This window comes from Nostocoides veronense (assembly GCF_039531185.1).
Lineage (GTDB): Bacteria > Actinomycetota > Actinomycetes > Actinomycetales > Dermatophilaceae > Nostocoides_A > Nostocoides_A veronense.
The window spans coordinates 1-18,264 of the sequence record NZ_BAAAPO010000062.1; the positions used below are offsets into that span (position 1 = coordinate 1).

At 69.3% G+C, this 18,264-nt stretch carries 14 protein-coding genes and 1 riboswitch; of the genes, 6 read left to right on the plus strand and 8 right to left on the minus strand.

Annotation, left to right across the window (positions count from 1 at the left end):
- Nucleotides 1-170 precede the first annotated feature (170 nt).
- Entirely contained in the window at nt 171-518 is a 348-nt protein-coding gene (locus tag ABD225_RS17495) for a histone-like nucleoid-structuring protein Lsr2 (RefSeq protein WP_344088611.1), read from the plus strand.
- 60 nt (nt 519-578) lie between these two features.
- Here the strand turns inward: ABD225_RS17495 and ABD225_RS17500 are convergent, their stop codons facing one another.
- The 5 genes from ABD225_RS17500 to ABD225_RS17520 form a co-directional block, all read right to left on the minus strand.
- Nucleotides 579-968 carry a VOC family protein gene (locus ABD225_RS17500; RefSeq protein WP_344088614.1) on the minus strand — a complete coding sequence of 130 codons (390 nt, stop codon included), beginning with the start codon at nt 966-968 and terminating at the stop codon, nt 579-581.
- A gap of 53 nt (nt 969-1,021) precedes the next feature.
- Entirely contained in the window at nt 1,022-2,032 is a 1,011-nt protein-coding gene (locus ABD225_RS17505; RefSeq protein ID WP_344088617.1) for an ABC transporter ATP-binding protein, read from the minus strand.
- A complete protein-coding gene (locus tag ABD225_RS17510) occupies nt 2,029-3,741 on the minus strand; it encodes an ABC transporter permease (RefSeq protein WP_344088620.1) in 1,713 nt (570 codons plus the stop codon). Before ABD225_RS17510 ends, ABD225_RS17505 begins: the two co-directional genes overlap by 4 nt.
- 20 nt (nt 3,742-3,761) lie before the next feature.
- Entirely contained in the window at nt 3,762-4,907 is a 1,146-nt protein-coding gene (locus tag ABD225_RS17515) for a thiamine ABC transporter substrate-binding protein (protein ID WP_344088623.1), read from the minus strand.
- 36 nt (nt 4,908-4,943) lie between these two features.
- Nucleotides 4,944-5,049, minus strand: a riboswitch (TPP riboswitch).
- A gap of 26 nt (nt 5,050-5,075) precedes the next feature.
- On the minus strand, nt 5,076-5,249 hold the full coding sequence (locus ABD225_RS17520) for a hypothetical protein (RefSeq protein WP_344088626.1): 174 nt from the start codon (nt 5,247-5,249) through the stop codon (nt 5,076-5,078).
- Between ABD225_RS17520 and ABD225_RS17525 the strand changes: the two genes are divergently transcribed.
- The 5 genes from ABD225_RS17525 to purL all read left to right on the plus strand — a co-directional run bounded on the left by ABD225_RS17525 (nt 5,227) and on the right by purL (nt 13,664).
- Nucleotides 5,227-6,123 (plus strand): ABC transporter ATP-binding protein, encoded by an 897-nt coding sequence (locus ABD225_RS17525; RefSeq protein WP_425564496.1) that lies wholly within the window; start codon nt 5,227-5,229, stop codon nt 6,121-6,123. The genes ABD225_RS17520 and ABD225_RS17525 overlap by 23 nt on opposite strands.
- A complete protein-coding gene (locus tag ABD225_RS17530) occupies nt 6,120-7,727 on the plus strand; it encodes an ABC transporter permease (RefSeq protein WP_344088632.1) in 1,608 nt (535 codons plus the stop codon). Before ABD225_RS17525 ends, ABD225_RS17530 begins: the two co-directional genes overlap by 4 nt.
- Nucleotides 7,728-7,762: 35 nt before the next feature.
- Nucleotides 7,763-8,485, plus strand: coding sequence for a GNAT family N-acetyltransferase (locus tag ABD225_RS17535; RefSeq protein ID WP_344088635.1), 723 nt, complete (start codon nt 7,763-7,765; stop codon nt 8,483-8,485).
- Nucleotides 8,486-8,560: 75 nt separating this feature from the next.
- Nucleotides 8,561-9,676 carry a hypothetical protein gene (locus tag ABD225_RS17540; protein ID WP_344088638.1) on the plus strand — a complete coding sequence of 372 codons (1,116 nt, stop codon included), beginning with the start codon at nt 8,561-8,563 and terminating at the stop codon, nt 9,674-9,676.
- A 67-nt stretch (nt 9,677-9,743) separates the two neighbouring features.
- Nucleotides 9,744-13,664 carry a phosphoribosylformylglycinamidine synthase gene (gene purL / locus ABD225_RS17545; protein WP_344088641.1) on the plus strand — a complete coding sequence of 1,307 codons (3,921 nt, stop codon included), beginning with the start codon at nt 9,744-9,746 and terminating at the stop codon, nt 13,662-13,664.
- Between the two features lie 59 nt (nt 13,665-13,723).
- Here the strand turns inward: purL and ABD225_RS17550 are convergent, their stop codons facing one another.
- From ABD225_RS17550 to ABD225_RS17560, 3 genes are all read right to left on the minus strand, one after another.
- Nucleotides 13,724-14,152, minus strand: coding sequence for a hypothetical protein (locus ABD225_RS17550; protein WP_344088644.1), 429 nt, complete (start codon nt 14,150-14,152; stop codon nt 13,724-13,726).
- A 74-nt stretch (nt 14,153-14,226) separates the two neighbouring features.
- A complete protein-coding gene (locus ABD225_RS17555; protein WP_344088647.1) occupies nt 14,227-14,649 on the minus strand; it encodes a rhodanese-like domain-containing protein in 423 nt (140 codons plus the stop codon).
- 5 nt (nt 14,650-14,654) lie between these two features.
- Entirely contained in the window at nt 14,655-18,182 is a 3,528-nt protein-coding gene (locus tag ABD225_RS17560; protein ID WP_344088650.1) for an indolepyruvate ferredoxin oxidoreductase family protein, read from the minus strand.
- Between the last annotated feature and the right edge of the window lie 82 nt (nt 18,183-18,264).

Consider the following 18,264-nt stretch of genomic DNA (forward strand, 5'->3'; position numbering starts at 1 on the left):
GACACCATCAACCGAGCCTCAACGTCGCGGCGCCGACAGCAAAAACGTCATCGGTGGATCCGGGCTAAGAGTCCGTGACGTCGCGAAGTCCGGCTAAGCTAATAGCCGGTAATCGACGTACCGGATACGACATTCGGTGCAGCTCAGGCAATCGACGGGGAGGGTTGACCGTGGCAACACGCGAAATCATCGAGTGGATCGACGATCTCGACGGTCAGGACATCACGGGCGCGAGCGAGACCATCCGCTTTGGGCTGGACGGCATCGGCTATGAGATCGATTTGGGCCCGCGCAACGCTCAGGCGCTGCGCGATGCCCTGCAGAAGTATGCCGCCAAGGGCCGACGCGTGGCTGGCCAGCGCACTGCCACCCCCAAGGCCGGCCGGACGCGGGTGGATCCCGAGCAGTTGGCTGCGACCCGCCGGTGGCTGCGCTCCCGCGGCCACGAGGTCAGTGACCGGGGCCGGATCAAGGGCGAACTGATGGATCTTTATATGAGCAACGCCGGCGCGCAGTAGGCACCCGCGAGCCTCGAACGCCCGCAACCAAAGCGACGGCAGGACCGCGCACCGGGCGGGTCACTTGTCGTAGGCGGTGGCGTGCTTCGGCTGGTAGAAGAGGATCGCGTCGGTGCCGGGGACTTCGACTTCCATTCCAATGCCGAAGCCCATATCGCGCGGCCCATTGAGGATCGTCGCGCCGCGCTCGCGCAGGGTCGCCGCGGTGGCTTCGGCGTCGGCCACCATCAGCGAGATCTGGTGGTGACGAGGAGCTCGGAAGGACTCCCCATCGAACTCGCCCGAAGTCGGGTGCATCGCGATCTCGCACGGCCCGCCGTTGAAGATCAGCCAGTCAGAGCCCTCGTTGTTGTCGTCAGTGACGAAGGGCAATTGCAGGACGTCGCGGAAGAAGGCGCGCGTGGCCGGGGCGTCGTCGGAGTAGATAAGCGTGTGGACCGCCGAGATCATGAAGCCGACCCTATCCAATGCCCGTCGCGAGCATTACCACGAGAAGTCCCCCGCTAGCCTGCGTCAGCCTCGCCGGGCAGCACCGCGCAGTGCGCCGGATCGAGGGCGACGGCGAGGTGCCTGGCCTCGACATGCACCGGGGAGCGCAGCGTCGCGCGCTGCCCGTCGGGCAGGTCCACAAGCACGGCCGTATGCCCGCGCCGGTCGAGTTGCTCGACCACCGCCACCGTCGCGCCCGTGTCCGCGACGCGCAAAGCATCGGGCCCCAGGGCGACGCGGGCGGCATACCCCAGCCCGTCGGGCCAGCCGAGGGCGAGCGCGGTCTGCGCCGAGATGATCGGCGCATAACCCAAGAACGCGGCGACCGTCTCGGAGCGGGGGTCACGCCATACCTCCCGCGGGGTCCCGATCCGCAGGACCCGCCCGGCGCCCATAACCGCCACCCGATCCGCGGCGGCGAAGGCCTCGTCCTGATCGTGGGTGACATAGATCGCCGTCGTGCCTGTCGCCTTGAGCGTGTCGCGCAGCACGCCGACGAGGCGCTCGCGCAGGGCGCGGTCCAAGGCGGATAGCGGCTCGTCGAGCAGCAGCAGCCGCGGGTGCGGCGCGAGCGAACGCGCCAGGGCGACCCGTTGCGCCTGCCCGCCGGAGAGGGTGGTGATCGCGCGCCGTTCGTACGCCGTGAGCCCGACGAGGTCGAGCAGCTCACCCACCCGGTGGGCCCGCTCGGCCCGCGAGAGATGCTCGATGCCGTAGGCGACATTGCCGCCGACATCGCGGTGCGGGAAGAGCTGCCCGTCCTGGAACATCACGCCGAACCCGCGCCGATGCACCGGCTCATTCGTGAGGTCGACGTCATCCCAGGCCACGAGGCCGCCCGCGAGCGGCTCGAGCCCGGCGATGCCGCGCAGCAGCGAGGACTTCCCGGAGCCGGACGGACCGAGCAGCGCGAGGATCTCCCCGGGAGCCAGATCGAGGTCGACATGATCGACGGCGGTGGTGTTCCCGAAGCGCACGACGAGATCGCGCACGGCCAGTCCTGACCCGAGGTTGCCCAAGCTCATAGTTCGCTCGCTGTGGCCGGGCGGACACGCTCCGCGATCACCATGACGGTTGCGGTCAGAACGGCGAGCAGCACCGAAGCCGCAAGTGCCGCACCGAAATTGGCTTCCCCTGGGCGTCCGATGAGCCGGAAGATCACGACCGGCAGCGTTGGCCGATCGAGTCGCGCGAGGAAGGAGGTCGCGCCGAACTCACCCAGCGAGGTCGCCATGGCAAATCCAGCAGCCAACCCGATGCCGCGCAGCAGGAAGGGGCCGTCGATGGTTCGCAGAACCCGCCCTGGCGCGGCACCTAGCGTGGCGGCGGCTTCGCGCTGGCGCGGGTCGATGGCGCGCAGCACCGGCAGGATCGAGCGGACGACGAGCGGCAGCGCGACGATCGCCTGAGCAATCGGGATGAGGATCATTGACTGCCGCAGATCCAGCGGAGGCCGGTTCAAGGTGATGAGGAATCCGAAGCCGACGGTCACGGCAGATACCCCCAACGGCAACATGAAAACCGAGTCCAGGAGCCGCAATCCACGCCGTGCCGCTGCCTTGCGTGGCCGTCGGCTGACGACCAGACTCACGAGCACGCCGAGCACCAGGGCGATGAGAGTCGCCTGCAGCGCCACGACGATCGAGTTGCGGATGGCTACCCAGACCGGCACCGGGAGCGAGCGGCCGACGGTCGTCCCGAGCGCGCGATAGTGCTCCAGCGTCCAGCCGTCCCGCGACCGCAACGAGCGCACCACCAATGTCACCATCGGCAACGCCAGTACACCTAGGGCAACGGCCGCGGTGACCAGCGTCGCGAAGGCATCCCGCCGCCATACCCACCGGCGCTCCGAGGAGGCATCGCCGCGCAAGCGCAGCGCGCGCTCCTGCCGCGCACTCGTCCACGATGTCGCGAGCAGAGCCAGCGTGACGACGATCAGTTGTGTGATCGACAGGGCCGCGGCGGCGGGCAGGTCCAGCAATTGGGTTGTCTGATACCAGATTTCGGTTTCGATGGTGCTGTATCGCACTCCGCCCATCACCATGATGATGCCGAAGGCGGAGGCGCAAAACAGGAAAACTAGGGCCGCTGCGGACGCGATGGCCGGCATCAACGCCGGCAGTGTCACGGTGCGGAAAGCCCGCGCCGGGCTGGCTCCGAGCGACCGAGCAGCCTCGACCGCGCGCGGGTCTAGCCGACTCCATAACCCGCCGACCGTGCGCACGACGACGGCATAGTTGAAGAAGACCAGCGCGAGCACGATCGCCGGCAGACTCTCCTCCAGCCCCAGTCCGGCGAGGGGGCCGGACGGGCCGAGCACCGCCACCCACGCGACCCCGACAACTACCGTCGGCAGGACGAACGGCACCGTCACGAGCGCGCGCAGCAGCCCGCGGCCGGGGAATCGCACGGCATACAGCAGATAGGCCCCGGGAATCCCGAGCAGCACCGAGGCCGCCGACCCAAGGATGGCGAGGGTGAGGGTGGTCCGCAGGATCCGCCAGGTGCGGGCGGACCCGAGCACCTCGGCCACCGCGCCGAGCGTGCTCGTGCCGTCTGAGGAGAAGCCGCGCGCGACGAGCGCGGCGACCGGCCAGGCGAAGAAGATCGCCAGGAAGACCAGGGGTATGACGACCGCGAGCGTCCACCCCGCCCGCCAGGCCAGCGTCTGCCCGGTGCGCCCCCAGGTGCCCCGACCGTGAGTGAGCGCCGGGGGCTGGGTGGTCGTGGTCATGTCGAGGCTTGCGGAGTGTGTTAGCCGAGAACCGTTGCGGTCCAAGCCTTTATCCACGCCTCGCGGTTGTCACCGATGGTGGTGGCGTCGACATTGATCGGCTTGTCGGACAGCGGCGCGAACTTCACCCAATCGGCGGGCAGATCGACGGCCTTGTCGACGGGGTACATATACATTTGCTCGGGGATCTCGCTCTGGACCCCCTTGGTCAGCAGGTAGTCGATGAACTTTTGCGCGCCGACCTCGTTGAGGGAGCCCTTGAGGACGCCGGCATACTCCACCTGCCGGAAGCAGGTGTCGAGCAGTGCCACGGTGCGCGAGGCGGTGGCGCCCTTGTCGACCTCAAAGGCCGGCGAGGTGGCGTAGCTGACGACGAGCGGGCGCGGGCCCTTGCCGGACGAGCCGGAGAAGTCGCCGGTGTAAGCCTCGGTCCAGCCCTTGGCGACCTTGACGCCATTGGCCTTCAGCTTTTCCCAATAGGCGAGATAGCCGTCTTGCCCCTTGGCGCCGACGGTGGCCGCGAGGAAGGCGAGTCCGGGGGAGGAGGAGGCCGGATTCTCCACAACGAGCAGGTCCTTGTATGCCGGGTCCGCCAGATCGTCGAGGGACGCCGGGATCTTCAGACCCTTCTTCTCGAACCAGCCCTTGTCGGCGTTGACGCAGACATCGCCATAGTCGATCGGCGTTAGCAGATGGCCGTCTTCGGCGTTGAATGCCTCAGCGCCATCGGGCAGGGCCGGGTCCGAATAGGGCTCTAGGACACCGGCTTTCGCCGCACGGGAGGCGAAGGTGTTGTCGATGCCGAAGACCACATCGCCGAGCGGGGCGTCCTTGGTGAGGATGAGTTGATTGACGAGGCTGCCCGCGTCGCCCTGCGCGACATAGACGACCTTGATGCCGGTGTCGCTCTCGAACTGCTCCTTGACCTTATCGCTGAGGGCAAAGGAGTCGTGCGTGAGCACGGTGAGGGTGTCGGCGCGCGTCGGTTCGGTCGTCTCGCCGGAGCTGCTGCTCGAGGTGGTGCCGGTGCTAGTCGTTGAGGTGGTCTTGGTCGAGCCCGAGGAGCAGGCCGCGAGGGCGACAACGGCCAGGGTGGTGGCGAGGGTCGCGCGCGCGGTGGTGCGCATCGTCGCGAGGGCGGCGTGCGGCATACGCGTGGTGGTCATGTGTCGTGTCCTCCTTTTCGGAGGGCTCGGCTGTTGCCGAGGAGAATCCCGACTCCCTACGCCGGTGCGAACCGGATCAGGTCCGAGGGTCTGCGCTCGCGCGCACTCTCAGCGCCCTGGTGGCGCTCCCCTGTCTGTGAGAGCACGCTAGCAGTTCGACCTCGGCGATCACAGTTCGCGGCGCAGCACCCAGCGCTCACCCACCGACGAGTTCGGGCAACACGCCGACGGCGAGACCCGTTCCGCGGCGTGTTTCCCGATCTCGACGCCGGCGAAGAATCGGTCGCCGCGGGCATCCGGCGCGTCATTCAGGCGCAGAATGAGGTATGTGAGTGCCGTCATCGATATTGCCGGTTTGGTCAAGACCTTCGGCTCCACCCGCGCCCTGGACGGGCTCGATTTGACGGTCGAGGCGGGGCAGGTGCACGGCTTCCTCGGACCCAATGGGTCCGGCAAGTCCACAACGATCCGGGTGCTGCTCGGCCTGCTGCGGCCCGACTCCGGCCGAGCGACTCTGCTTGGCGCAGACCCGTGGTCGCAGGCCGCGACACTGCACCGGCGGCTGGCGTATGTCCCCGGCGATGTGGCCCTCTGGCCGAACTTGACCGGCGGCGAGATCATCGACCTGATCGGCCGCGCGCGTGGGGGGCTGGACACCGCTCGGCGGGCGGAGTTAATCGAGCGCTTCGACCTCGACCCGACCAAGAAGGGCCGTTCCTATTCGAAGGGCAACCGGCAAAAGGTCGCCCTGGTCGCGGCGCTCGCGAGTGATGTCGACCTGCTGCTGCTCGACGAGCCGACGTCGGGTCTCGACCCGCTGATGGAGCGGGTGTTCACGGAGTATGTCCGTGCCGCCCGCGAGCGCGGCAAGACCGTTCTGCTGTCCAGCCACATCCTCTCGGAGGTGGAGACGCTCTGCGATCACGTGAGCATCATCCGCGCCGGCAAGGTCGTGGAGAGCGGCACGCTGCAGGACCTGCGGCACCTCAGCCGCACGCAGATTGTCTGTGAACTCGACTCTCCGCCAACGGCTCTCGCGCAACGTGCCGGGGTCCACGATGTGACTGTCGACGGTCATCGCGTCACCCTCCTGGCCGACCAAACCCAGATCGGGGCGGTGGTGGGGGAGTTGGCGAGCCACGGCATACGCACCCTCACAGCGACGCCGCCGACGCTCGAAGAACTCTTCCTCCAGCATTACGACGGCGCCCGATGACCCGCATGTCGCTCACCGGAACCCGCCTGCTCGTGCGGCGCGCGCTGCGGGCCGACCGATGGTTCTGGCTCGTGTGGGTGCTCGTGCTGTGGAGCTTCCTGCCCGCCACGGCATCCGCATACCGCGCGATCATTTCCGACGACGCGGCCGGCCGCGAGGTCGCCGTCGGACTGGCGAGCAATCCGACGATGCGCGCGATTCTCGGCCCGCCCTACGACCTGCTGCAGGTCGGCGGCTTCGTCATGTGGCGCGTCGGCGGCTTCGTCGCGACGTGCGCGGCGATCATGGCCGCCCTCGGCGTGCTGCGCGCCACCCGCGCCGAGGAGGAAGCCGGCCGGACCGAACTGCTGCGCTCCGGCGCCATCGGTCGGCACGCCTCGCTCGCCGCGGCGCTGCTGACCGCGACCGGCGCCTGCCTCCTCCTCGGGCTGCTCATCGCCGGCTCGATGACCGGGCTCGGCACCCCGCTGACCGGCTCGCTAGCCATGGGCCTTGCGATCGCGGCGACGGGTGTGGTCTTCGCCGGCGTCGGTGCGGTCGCCGCGCAACTCACCTCATCGGCGCGGACCGCCCGAGGGATGGCGATGGGAGCGGTGGGGGCGGCATACCTCCTGCGCGCCCTCGCGGACGGCTCGTCGGAGGGCTCCGGGCTGCGCCGGCTCGGGTGGCTCTCGCCGGTGGAATGGGCGCCCTATGTCCGCCCGTATGCCGGTGAGCGCTGGTGGGTGCTCATCGTGCCGTTGGTTGTCAGCGCGGGTCTCGTGGCGCTGGCGATCACGCTGGAATCGCGTCGGGACTTCGGCGCCGGTCTGCGGGCCACCAAGCCCGGGCCGGCTGGGGCGCTGGCGGGCCTGCGGTCTGCGGGCGCGCTCGCGTGGCGCCTCGATCGCGGCAGCGTGCTGTGGAGCGTGCTCGGCTTCGGGATCTTTTCGCTGGTCATCGGCACGCTGTCCAACGTCTTCGACCAGGTGGCTGAAGACCGCACGCTGGCCGAGCGCTTCCGGCGCATGGGAGGCGGCGCGAAGCTGCTGAGCGATGCCTTTTATGTCGCGATGCTCGGCATCCTCATCGTGCTGATCGCGCTCGTGGGGCTCTCGCTGCTCGACCGGCTGCGCCGCGAAGAGGACAGCGGCCGAGCCGAACTGGTGCTCTCGACCGCCACCTCCCGCACCGCCCTGCTCAGGGCGTATGCCGTGCCCGCCCTCCTCGTCCCCGTCGCCCTCGTCGTCGTGAGCGCCGTCCTGCTGGCAGTGCCACAGGCGGTGCGCGATGGGGACCCGGGCGCGCTGGCGCGGCTGGCCGGGGCGGGGCTCGTGCAGTCGCCGGGCGTGCTGCTCATCGTGGCGCTCGCCGTGGCGGTGCACGGTCTGGCGCCGCGGCTGCGCTGGTTGCCGTGGGCGGTGACCGCGTGGTCCGTCGTCGTCAACTGGATCGGCGGGGTGCTCGGCTTCCCGCAACGCCTGCTCGACGCCACGCCCTTCGGCTACCTGCCGCGCCTGCCTGCCGACGCGATGTCGTGGACCCCCGTCGTGGTGGAGTGTCTGGTCGCAGCTGTCCTGCTCGCCGCGGGGTGGTGGGGCTACGCCCGCCGGGACATCACCTAGTGTCGCAACCGCGAGGCCCCGGCTACGGTTCGACCATGAGGCACAACGACTTTGGCCAGCCGATCGGCGATGCGGTGCCGGGCTGGGAGGGGCGAGCGAGCGTCATACCCACGACCCTGGTGGGCCGCCACGTGCGGCTCGAGCCGCTGACGGCGGCGCACGCCGACCTGCTTTATGGCCCGATGGTCACCGCCTCGGACCCGCGGAACTGGACCTATTACCCATACCCACCGGACATGAGCCGCGCGGCCTTCGAGGGCTTCCTGGTCGACCAACTCAACCGACCGGCCGCGGCGCCGCATGCGGTGTTGAGCCCGACCGGCGCCGGGCTCGGGGTGGCGAGCTTCCTGCGCAACGACCCGGCAAATGGGGTCGTGGAGGTTGGCGGGATCGTCTTCTCCTCCGCGCTGCAGCGCACGACCGCGGCGACCGAGGCGCTCATCCTCATGGCGCGGCACATCTTCGACGATCTTGGCTATCGCCGCTACGAGTGGAAGTGCGACTCGCTCAACGAGCCGTCCCGGGCGGCGGCCGCGCGCCTCGGCTTCACCTATGAGGGCCGCTTCCGGCAGGCCATGGTCTATAGCGGCCGCAACCGCGACACCGACTGGTTCTCCATCATCGACAGCGAGTGGCCGACCCTTGCCGGTGCGTATGACGCGTGGCTGGCCCCCGAGAACTTCGCCCCGGATGGTGCCCAACGGCGCTCGCTAGGGGCACTCATCGCGCAGGCGCGGGGGGCCACAGCGGCCGGTTGAGCATTCGTGCTCAGGCGCGACCGGCGGGTTCGACGGTCTACTTCGAGGAGTAGCCACCGACGAGGAGACGACCCCATGCACCGCGCAATCACCGCCGCACTCGCCGCCCTCCTGGCTGCGCCGCTCCTGGCCGCCTGCAGCACCTCGGGCCAGGCCGACGCCGCGGCCGCGGCGTGCCCGAGCGCGCCGATCGTGGCGTGGTCAAGCGAGGATGCCGCGCCGAGCCGGTTCGTGGCGCAGGTCCAGGACACCGAAGCGGTGGTGGCCACGGCCAAGATCAAGGGCCTCTACCCCGGCCAAGTCAACGGTCAGCGGGTCGGCGACCACGTCTTCATGCTGTCCGTCGGCGACGTCCGCAAGGACCAGGCCCATGTTGTCGACTTCTCGCTCACCGACTGCACGGCCACCCCGATCCGCTTGGCCGGCGTGGTGAACCCGCTCTCGCTGGTGGCGGATGGCGCGAGCTTCTACACGACATACGTCTTGAACGGGGTCGCCCACATCACCCGCAGCGATCGGCAGGGCAAGGCACTCGCCGAGCGCCAACTCCCCGGCCAGGTCGTGACGACTCTGGCGCTCCAGCGCAGCGGCGACGGATCCCCTGCTCGACTCTTCGGCATCACGCAACCTGCTCCCGGCCAGGCCACATCGCGGCTTATCACGCTCGATGCCGAGACCCTGACCGTGGTCTCGGAGCAGCCCCTCCCCGGCGGCGAGTTCGTCACCGGCTCGCCAATCGTGCATGGCGGCCGACTCATCTATCCCCTCACTGCCACCCACGAGGGCGACCGGCCGGGCCACGAACTCGTCGTCCTCGACCCCGCGACGATGTCCGAGCGCCGCATCTACCTCGGCGCGAACACGCCCTACCTGCTGACGATGGAGGGCGACACGCTCTATGTCGGCCACACCTTCATCAATCCCGCCTATGGCGCCATCGACGGTCTGCGGCACATCTCGCGGGTCGATCTTGCCACTTCCGCCGTGACCGGCTATGACCTGGACGCCGGCATCCTCGGCTTCACCGTCCGGGGCGGGAGGCTCGCGCTGGTCGGTGACGACGGCGGCGATCCGAATACCTTTGTGCTGCAGACCTATGACGCGGCCACCGGCGCCCGGCTCACCTCCTCGACGCTCACTCGCCCGGGAGGAGACGACTTCTGTTACCCGGCGGGAGTCCTGGTCCCGTGACCCTGGCGGGCGCGCCACCTGAGAGAATCGGCGGTATGCCCGTCCGGCCCGACCAGGAGCACGCCCGGTGAGCTCGACCCACCTGACCCTGACGACCTTCGACGGCGGCAGCGCCCTCTCGGACTTCCGCGCCCGCGCCCTGCTCGCGCGGCTCGTCGTCGCCGCCCCCAGCGTGAGCGGCGTCGCCGCGCGCTATGTGCACACGGTCGCCAGTGAGGGGCCGCTGACCAGCGAGGCCGCGGCGACCCTCGCGCGATTGCTGACCTATGGCCCGCCGTATGCCGGCCCGCCCGCCTCCGCGGGCACGCTTGTCGTCGTCACCCCGCGGCTCGGCACCATCTCGCCGTGGTCGAGCAAGGCGACCGATATCGTCCACAACTGCGGTGTTCCGATCGTGCGGGTCGAGCGGGCGACGGAGTATCTCCTCACAGGTATGCCGCTCACCGAGGATGAGTGGGCGGCCTGCGCCGACATCCTGCACGACCGGATGACCGAAACCGCGCTGCCCTCGTTGGCCGCGACGGCGGCGCTCTTCGACGAGCGCGAGGCCGAGCCGATGGCGCATATCGATGTGCTGGGACACGGCCGCGCGGCGCTCGAGGCGGCCAATGAGGCATACGGCCTGGCGCTGGCGGAGGACGAGATCGACTATCTCGTCGAAGCCTTCACTGGCTTGGGTCGCAATCCCACCGATGCCGAGTTGACGATGTTCGCCCAGGCCAATTCCGAGCACTGCCGGCACAAGATCTTCAACGCGGACTTCGTCATTGACGGTGTGCCGCAGCCGAATTCGCTGTTCGGGATGATCCGGCACACCGAACGCGTGGCCGGCGAGGGCACGATCGTTGCGTATAAAGACAATGCCTCGATCATGCAGGGCTCGGTGCGCAGCCGGTGGCTGCCCGAGGGTGGCCCGGACGGTCCCAGCGCGTATGCCGCCCGCGAGGGCGAAGTGCATGTGCTGATGAAGGTCGAGACGCACAACCACCCGACGGCCATTTCGCCCTTCCCCGGCGCGGCAACCGGAGCCGGTGGCGAGATTCGTGACGAAGGCGCCACCGGTCGTGGGTCGCAGCCGAAGGCAGGCGTGACCGGCTTCGCGGTGTCGAACCTGCGAATCCCCGGTGCTGAACAGCCCTGGGAGACAAGGGAAGCCGATGCGCCCGGGCATATCGCGACGCCTCTCGACATCATGATCGAAGCGCCGCTCGGAGCAGCGGCCTTCAACAATGAGTTCGGGCGGCCAGGTCTCGGCGGCTTCTTCCGGGTCTTCGAGCAAGAGGTCGATGGTGTCCGCCGCGGCTACCACAAGCCGATCATGAGCGCCGGTGGACTCGGCACGATCGATGCCGGTCAGACCGACAAGATCGCCTTCCCCGAGGGGAGCCTCCTCGTGCAACTCGGAGGCCCGGGTATGCGGATCGGCATGGGCGGTGGGGCAGCCTCGTCCATGGCGGCCGGCGCGAATACTGCTGCGCTGGACTTCGATTCGGTGCAGCGCGGCAATCCCGAGATGGAGCGTCGAGCGCAGGAAGTCATCAACCACTGCTGGGCGCTCGGCCAGGGCAACCCGATCTTGGCGATCCACGATGTGGGAGCGGGCGGGCTGTCTAATGCCTTCCCCGAACTCGTCGACGATGCCGGGCTCGGCGCCCGCTTCGAGTTGAACCTGGTGCCGCAGGCCGAGTCCGGGCTCTCGCCCAAGGAGATCTGGAGCAACGAGAGCCAGGAACGCTATGTCCTGGCCATCGCGCCCCAGTCGCTGCCGCTGTTCCGGCGGCTCGCCGAGCGAGAGCGCTGCCCGTATGCCGTTGTCGGACAGGCGCGTTCGGACGGCCAGTTGCGCCTGAGCTTTGACGTCGAGGGCGAGCCCGGCGAGGAGTTCGCCGTCGATATGCCGATGGAGGTGCTGCTCGGCAAGCCGCCGCGAATGACGCGCGATGTCGCGCGGGTGGATCGGTCGGGCGATGACTTCGACGGCTCCGGGGTCGATCTCCGGGGGGCGGCCTATGCCGTGCTGCGCCACCCGAGCGTGGCTAGCAAGCGTTTCCTGATCACCATTGCGGACCGGACCGTCGGCGGGCTGACCCATCGCGATCAGATGGTCGGCCCGTGGCAGGTGCCGGTCGCTGATGTCGCGGTCACTCTCGCGGACCTGACCGGCTTCGAGGGCGAGGCGATGGCCACCGGCGAACGGATGCCCCTGGCTGCTCTCGACGCTCCGGCGTCGGGACGGATGGCGGTCGGAGAGGCCATCACCAACCTGCTGGCGGCGCCAATCTCGTTGCGCGGCATCAAGTTATCGTGCAACTGGATGGCGGCGTGCGGGGAGCCGGGTGAGGACGCCGCGCTCTATGACACCGTGCAGGCCGTGGCGATGGAACTGTGCCCGGCCCTGGGCATTAGCGTGCCGGTCGGCAAGGATTCGCTCTCGATGCGCACCAAGTGGGCGGGCGACGACGGCGTCCAGCATTCCGTGACGTCACCGGTGTCGCTCGTCGTCACGGCCTTCGCGACGCTGCCCGATGTTCGGGGGACCCTCACGCCCGCGGCGGGCGAACACCAGGTGCTCATCCTCGTCGACCTCGGCGCGGGCAAGCACCGGCTCGGCGGCTCGATCCTCGCCCAAACCGAGAACGCCTTAGGCGCGACGGTGCCCGATCTCGATGACCCGGCGCGATTGGTCGCCCTCGTCGATGCGTTGAATAGCCTGCGGGACAAGGGAATTGTCGCGGCATACCACGACCGCAGCGATGGCGGACTCTGGGCCGCGATCTGCGAGATGGCCTTCGCGGGCGGCATCGGCATCGACATCGACCTGGCGCCCCTGGTGCGGCGCTCGCCCGGCGGTGAGGTCGCCGCGCTCTTCGCCGAGGAACTCGGCGCCGTCCTCGCCGTGCCATCCGAGCGCGCCACCGAAGCCGTCGCGATCCTGCGCGATCACGGACTCGGCGATCTCGTCCACGTGCTCGGCGCGACCCATCACCAGCCGCGCGTTAGCGTGTCGAGCACGGCCGGCCCGCTCCTCGATGAGTCGCTGCAGGATCTCGCGGCGGCGTGGGATGAGGTCTCCTGGCGGATCAGCGCACTGCGCGACAACCCCGAGTGCGCGGACGAGGAACACTCCGCTCTCGCCCGCCTGGGCTCTTCCGAGAGTCGTCTGGTTGTGCAGCCGAGTTTCGATCCAGCGCAAGACATTGCGGCGCCCTACCTCAATCTTGGTGCCCGACCCAAGGTCGCCATCCTGCGCGAGCAGGGCGTCAACAGCCATGTCGAGACGGCTTTCGCCTTCGACGCGGCGGGGTTCACGGCATACGACATCCACATGACCGACCTGATGACCGGCCGCGCGGACCTGCGTGACTTCACGGGCCTGGTCGCGGCGGGTGGCTTCTCCTATGGTGACACCCTCGGGGCCGGCGAGGGCTGGGCACGCTCGATCCTGTTCCATCCCGAGCTGACGGACGCCTTCCACGCCTTCTTCACCCGGGCGGACACCTTCGGTCTGGGCATCTGCAATGGCTGCCAGATGTTCGCCGCGCTCGCCGAGCACATCCCCGGCGCCGACGCGTGGCCGCGGTTCACCCGCAACAAGTCCGAGCAGTATGAAGCCCGCCTGTCCCTCGTCGAGGTGCTCGACTCACCCTCGCTCTTCTTCGCGGGGATGACCGGCTCACTGCTCCCGATCGCGGTGGCGCATGGTGAGGGATTCGCCGACTTCTCCGCGCAAGGCGACCCCGAGCAGGTCCACCGAGCCATGCGCTTCGTCGACGCGACCGGGGCGGTGGCCACGGCATACCCTGGGAATCCCAATGGCTCGCCCGACGGGCTGACGGCGGTGACCACCCCGGACGGCCGATTCACCGCGATGATGCCGCACCCCGAGCGCGTCCAGCGCAACATCCAAATGTCGTGGACCGACGGCCCGCTCGACCAGCCGAGTCCCTGGCTGCGGATGTTCCGCAACGCCCGCGCCTGGGCGAACTGAAGGTCTGAGCTTTGGCCCCATATGTGGTGCCAAAGCTCAGACCTACTTGCCGGTAAGCGTCAGGAGTAGAAGGGCCGATCCGGGTCGTCGGGGTCATCGGTGCCGCGCACATCGGGCTCGTGGACATCGGCCGAGACCGCCGGGTCGCCATGCAGCACCTCGCCGCCATCGGTGCTGATCGCGACGCCGGTGCTGTCGTGCACCTGCTTGGCGAGGTTGCGATAGGACTCGTCCGGGATCGCGAGGCCCACGGCGTCGAGGCGCTCACGGATGCGGGTGGCGACGGCGTCCTCGTCCATCGTCTGCGCGTCGACCTGGGCTGCGACGACCGCGTCAACATACGCCTGCACGTGCTCCGGGCCGTGGTGTTCGACGAACGACTCGGACAAGACGATGTGGGCGATGCGCGCGGGCGCGATCTTGGCGGCGGGGTTGGCGTCGACGTCGCTGGTCTCGCCGGTGCTGTTCTCGGGGGCGTCAGTCGTCATGGGCCGACTGTATGGCGCCCGCTCACCCTTGTGGGCCGAAAGCGCCGGGCCTCTTGCGTTGGCCGCCGCTCGGCTCAGCCGCGCCGAGCCTGGTGGGGCTCGACGGGCAGCCCGGCCTTGCTCCATGCGGTGAAGCCGCCCTCGAGGTGGGCGACATCGGTGCGGCCCATATCGTTAAGCACGGCGGTGGCGAGCGCTGAGCGCCACGCGGAGCCGCAATAGAGCACCAGCTTGCGGCCGTCGTCGAGGACCGGCTTGTAGTACGGGCTCGCCGGGTCGATCCAGAACTCCAACATCCCGCGCGGCGCGGAGTAAGCCCCGCGGATGGTCCCGAGCTTCTCCAACTCGCGCGGGTCCCGGATGTCGACGATGAGGACGTCGGGATCATCGAGGAGCGCCTCGGCCTGCGCAAGCGGGATCGTCTCGATGCGCTCCATCGCGGCGTCGACGAGGTCCTTGGCGGTGCGGTGCAGCGGCTCTCCGGGCTGGCGGCTCATGCGCCTCAGTCTGGCGCATGGTTCGCCGCGACTGGCGTGGCGCGGATAGCGTCCAATCCTTCGGCCAGAGCGGCCCGGAAGCCCTCGACATTGCGCAGCTTCACGTCCTCATAGCCACGCACGAGGTCCGGGAGCTCGGCGAGCGCGATCACGGCGGGGCGGTTGTCGGGTCTCAGGTGGGCGGTCGCGGAGGCGAGGGCGGCGACATACTCCTCGATCAGGGTCCGCTCGACCACCCGGACGCGGGCCCGGCCGAAGGGGTCGAGGGGCGTGCCGCGGAGGCGGCGCGCGGCATACAGGCTCTTGAACACGGGCTCGAACCACGGGCCGAGCGCGATCTTGCTGTCCATCCCGAGGGCGCGCAGCGCGGGCGGGTGGAGGCGGAAGCGGTATGCCGCGTCGTCGCCGAACTCGGCCCGGATCCGTTCTCCCACAGCGGGATCGGTGGAGAGGCGAGCGACTTCGTACTCATCCTTGTAGGCCATCAGCTTGTGCAGGCCGACCGCCGCCGCCCGGGTGAGGGGAGCGTCGGGGTCCGGCACGGCCGCCTGCTCGCGCCGGTGGACGTGGGCGAGGTGGGTCAGGAACGTGCGGGCGTATGCCGTGTCCTGGTAGGCGATCAGGTCGCCCGCCCGACGGGCTAGGAGGTCGCCGAGGTCACCCTCGGTGGGCAGGCCCGCCGCACGCACCAAGGCGACCGCTGCCGTGGGCGGGGCGGCCGGTTCGGGAGCGGCGGTGAGGGCAAGCACCCGGTCGGGCTGAGCGGCATACATCCGGCCCCAACGGAAGGCCTGCAGATTGGCCTCGACGGCGACGGCGTTCTGCTGCAAGGCATTTTCGATGTCGCGCGGTGGGATCGGGAGGGCACCGGCTTGGACCGCGACGCCGAGGAGGAAAGTGTTGGCGAGTTGGTCCCCGCCGAAGAGCGTCGTCGTCAGGTGGCGAACGTCGAGCAGGATGCTGTCGGGGCGGATGCGCTCGCGAAGGCTCGCGGTGAGGGGATCGAGGGCGGGGAAGGTCACGCCTGGATCGGCCACCATCGCACCAGTGGGAACCTTGGAGGTGGACACCACGGCCCAGGTCCGCGCTGGATCAGTGATGGCGAGATTTGCCGGTGCGGCGGCCACGAGCAGGTCGGCGCCAAGGTAGAGGTCGGCCTCGCCCAGGCCGAGGACATTGCTCCCCTCGGTCGGTTCTGGGCGCAGGCGCAGGTCGGAGATGACCGCGCCACCCTTCTGAGAAAGGCCGAGTTGGTCGAGGCCGCGCACGTAGAGGCCGGCATTCGTGGCCGCGACGGCGAGCACTTGCGCCGTGGTGACGATCCCCGTGCCGCCGACGCCCATAAGGCGGATGTTGACGGGTGCGCCGGGCCGAAGCGGCGTGGGCTCGGGCAGGTCCGTAGCCGCCAGGGCCGTCGCTCGCCCGCGGGGGCTCGGCGTCTTGCCCGGGATGACCTCGAGGAACGACGGGCAGTCGCCGTCGACGCAGGAGAAGTCCTGGTTGCAGGATGCCTGGTGGATGGCGATCTTGCGACCGAACTCGGTGTCGATGGGGACAACCGAGAGGCAGTTCGACTTCGCGCCACAGTCGCCGCAGCCCTCGCAGACGCGCTCATTGATGACGACGCGTCGCGTTGGCGCGGTCACGAGGCCGCGTTTGCGCTTGCGCCGCAACTCCGTTGCACATTCTTGGTCGTTCAGCAGAGCCGTCGTGCCGGGGATGGCAGCGAGGTCGGCGAGCACCTGGTCGAGGTCGTCGCGATGGTGGACGCGCACGCCCTCTGGCAGGCGCGCCTCGGCATACCGGCTCGGGTCCTCGGTCGTGATCGCGACCTTTGTGACGCCCTCGGCGAGCAGGGCGCGGGCGAGGTCTGGCACGGCCATACCGCCGACGATGTCTTGCCCGCCGGTCATGGCGACCGCGCCATTGCAGAGGATGCGGTAGGTGATATTCGTGCCCGCCGCGACGCTCGCGCGCACGGCGAGGCTGCCGGAGTGGTGGAAGGTGCCGTCGCCGAGATTCTGGGTCAGGTGCTCGTCGCTTACGAAGGGCGACATGCCGATCCAGGCACCACCCTCGCCGCCCATCTGCGTGAAGCCGATGACATCGCCGACCTTGTCGGGCTCCATGAAAACGATGAGGGTGTGGCAGCCGATGCCCGCGGCCACGAGGCTGTCGCGGGGGGTGCGGGTCGAGCGGTTGTGCGGGCAGCCGGAGCAGAAGTATGGCGTGCGCGGCGCCGTCGGGGTCAGCGACAGCTGGGTGCGCGAACGCGGTTGCGCCAGAGCGGAACTCGCGGCAGCAATCGTTTCGGCGTGGAGGAGTTCGGCGAGCCGGTGGCCGAGAGTTCGGGCGAGCGTCGCGGCGGTCAGGTCGCTCTGCGGCGGAAGCAGTGAGTGGCCATCAGGGGTGGTTCGCCCGCTGACTGCGGGGGCGTGGGCACGGCCATACAGGATGCCCTTGACCGCCGCCTCGACGAAGGCGCGCTTTTCCTCCACGACGATGATCTCGGTGAGTCCCTCGGCAAAGCGCTGGACGATCTCGGCGTCGAGCGGCGCGACCATGCCAAGCTTGAGCAACCGAATCCCGCTGTCGGACAGGCGATCTGCCGTGACGCCGAGCAGGCCCAGCATCTCCTGGACGTCCCGGAAGCGCTGCCCAGCAGCGACGATGCCGACGCGGGCGTTCGGATCACCGGTGATCTCGTTGAGGCCGTTGGCGCGGGCATAGCGCAGCGCGAGCTGCGGCCGCGTGGTGAGCAGCGACTCTTCGAGCGCCGCCAGGGCGGGCTGCAGGAAGCGCGCGTGCGGCTGGTGCACGTAGGGTCGACCGTCGATCTCGTTGTCGGGCAAGACAATCGGCGGGTCACCCAGCTGCACCGTGGCGCTGCCGTCCACGACATTGGTCGCAAGCTTCAGCCCGGACCACAGCCCGCTGAAGCGCGACATCGCGATGCCGTGCAGCCCCAGCCGCAGGATGTCCTGCGGGTCCGCGGGGACGAGCACCGGCATACCCAGCTCGGCCATCGCCCACTCCGACGCACTCGGGACGGTCGAACTCTTGGCGTTGACGTCGTCACCGACCATGACAAGCACCCCGCCGAGCGGCGAACTCCCGCCGAGATTCCCATGCCGCAGCGCGTCGGTCGCGCGGTCCAGGCCGGGTGCCTTGCCGTACCAATGGCCCACCACCCCATCGACCGTCCGCGTCGATCGCGTGGCCGCGAGTTGGCTGCCGAGCACGGCATTGGCCGCCAGTTCCTCATTCACTGCCGGCCGGAAGACGATCCCTTCCGTCGCCAGCTGCGGACCCAGCCGTAGGAGTTCCTTGTCATAGCCGCCTAAGGGCGACCCTTCATACCCGCTGATGAACCCGCCCGTATGCCGCCCCGCCGCCTCGTCGAGCCGCCGCTGGTCGAGTGGCAGCCGGACGAGCGCGTGCAGGCCGCCAAGGTGGACGGTCCCGCTCGTCGCGGTGAGCCGGTCCGCGATCCGGAAGCCACCCGCCCGCGCGCCGTCCTGCGTCGCCGTCATCGCGTCCCCTCCGCTCGCCTGCCCTGTCTCTCCCACTCTCGCAGCTTTCGCCGGACGTGACCTGCGCGCGCCACGGCACGTG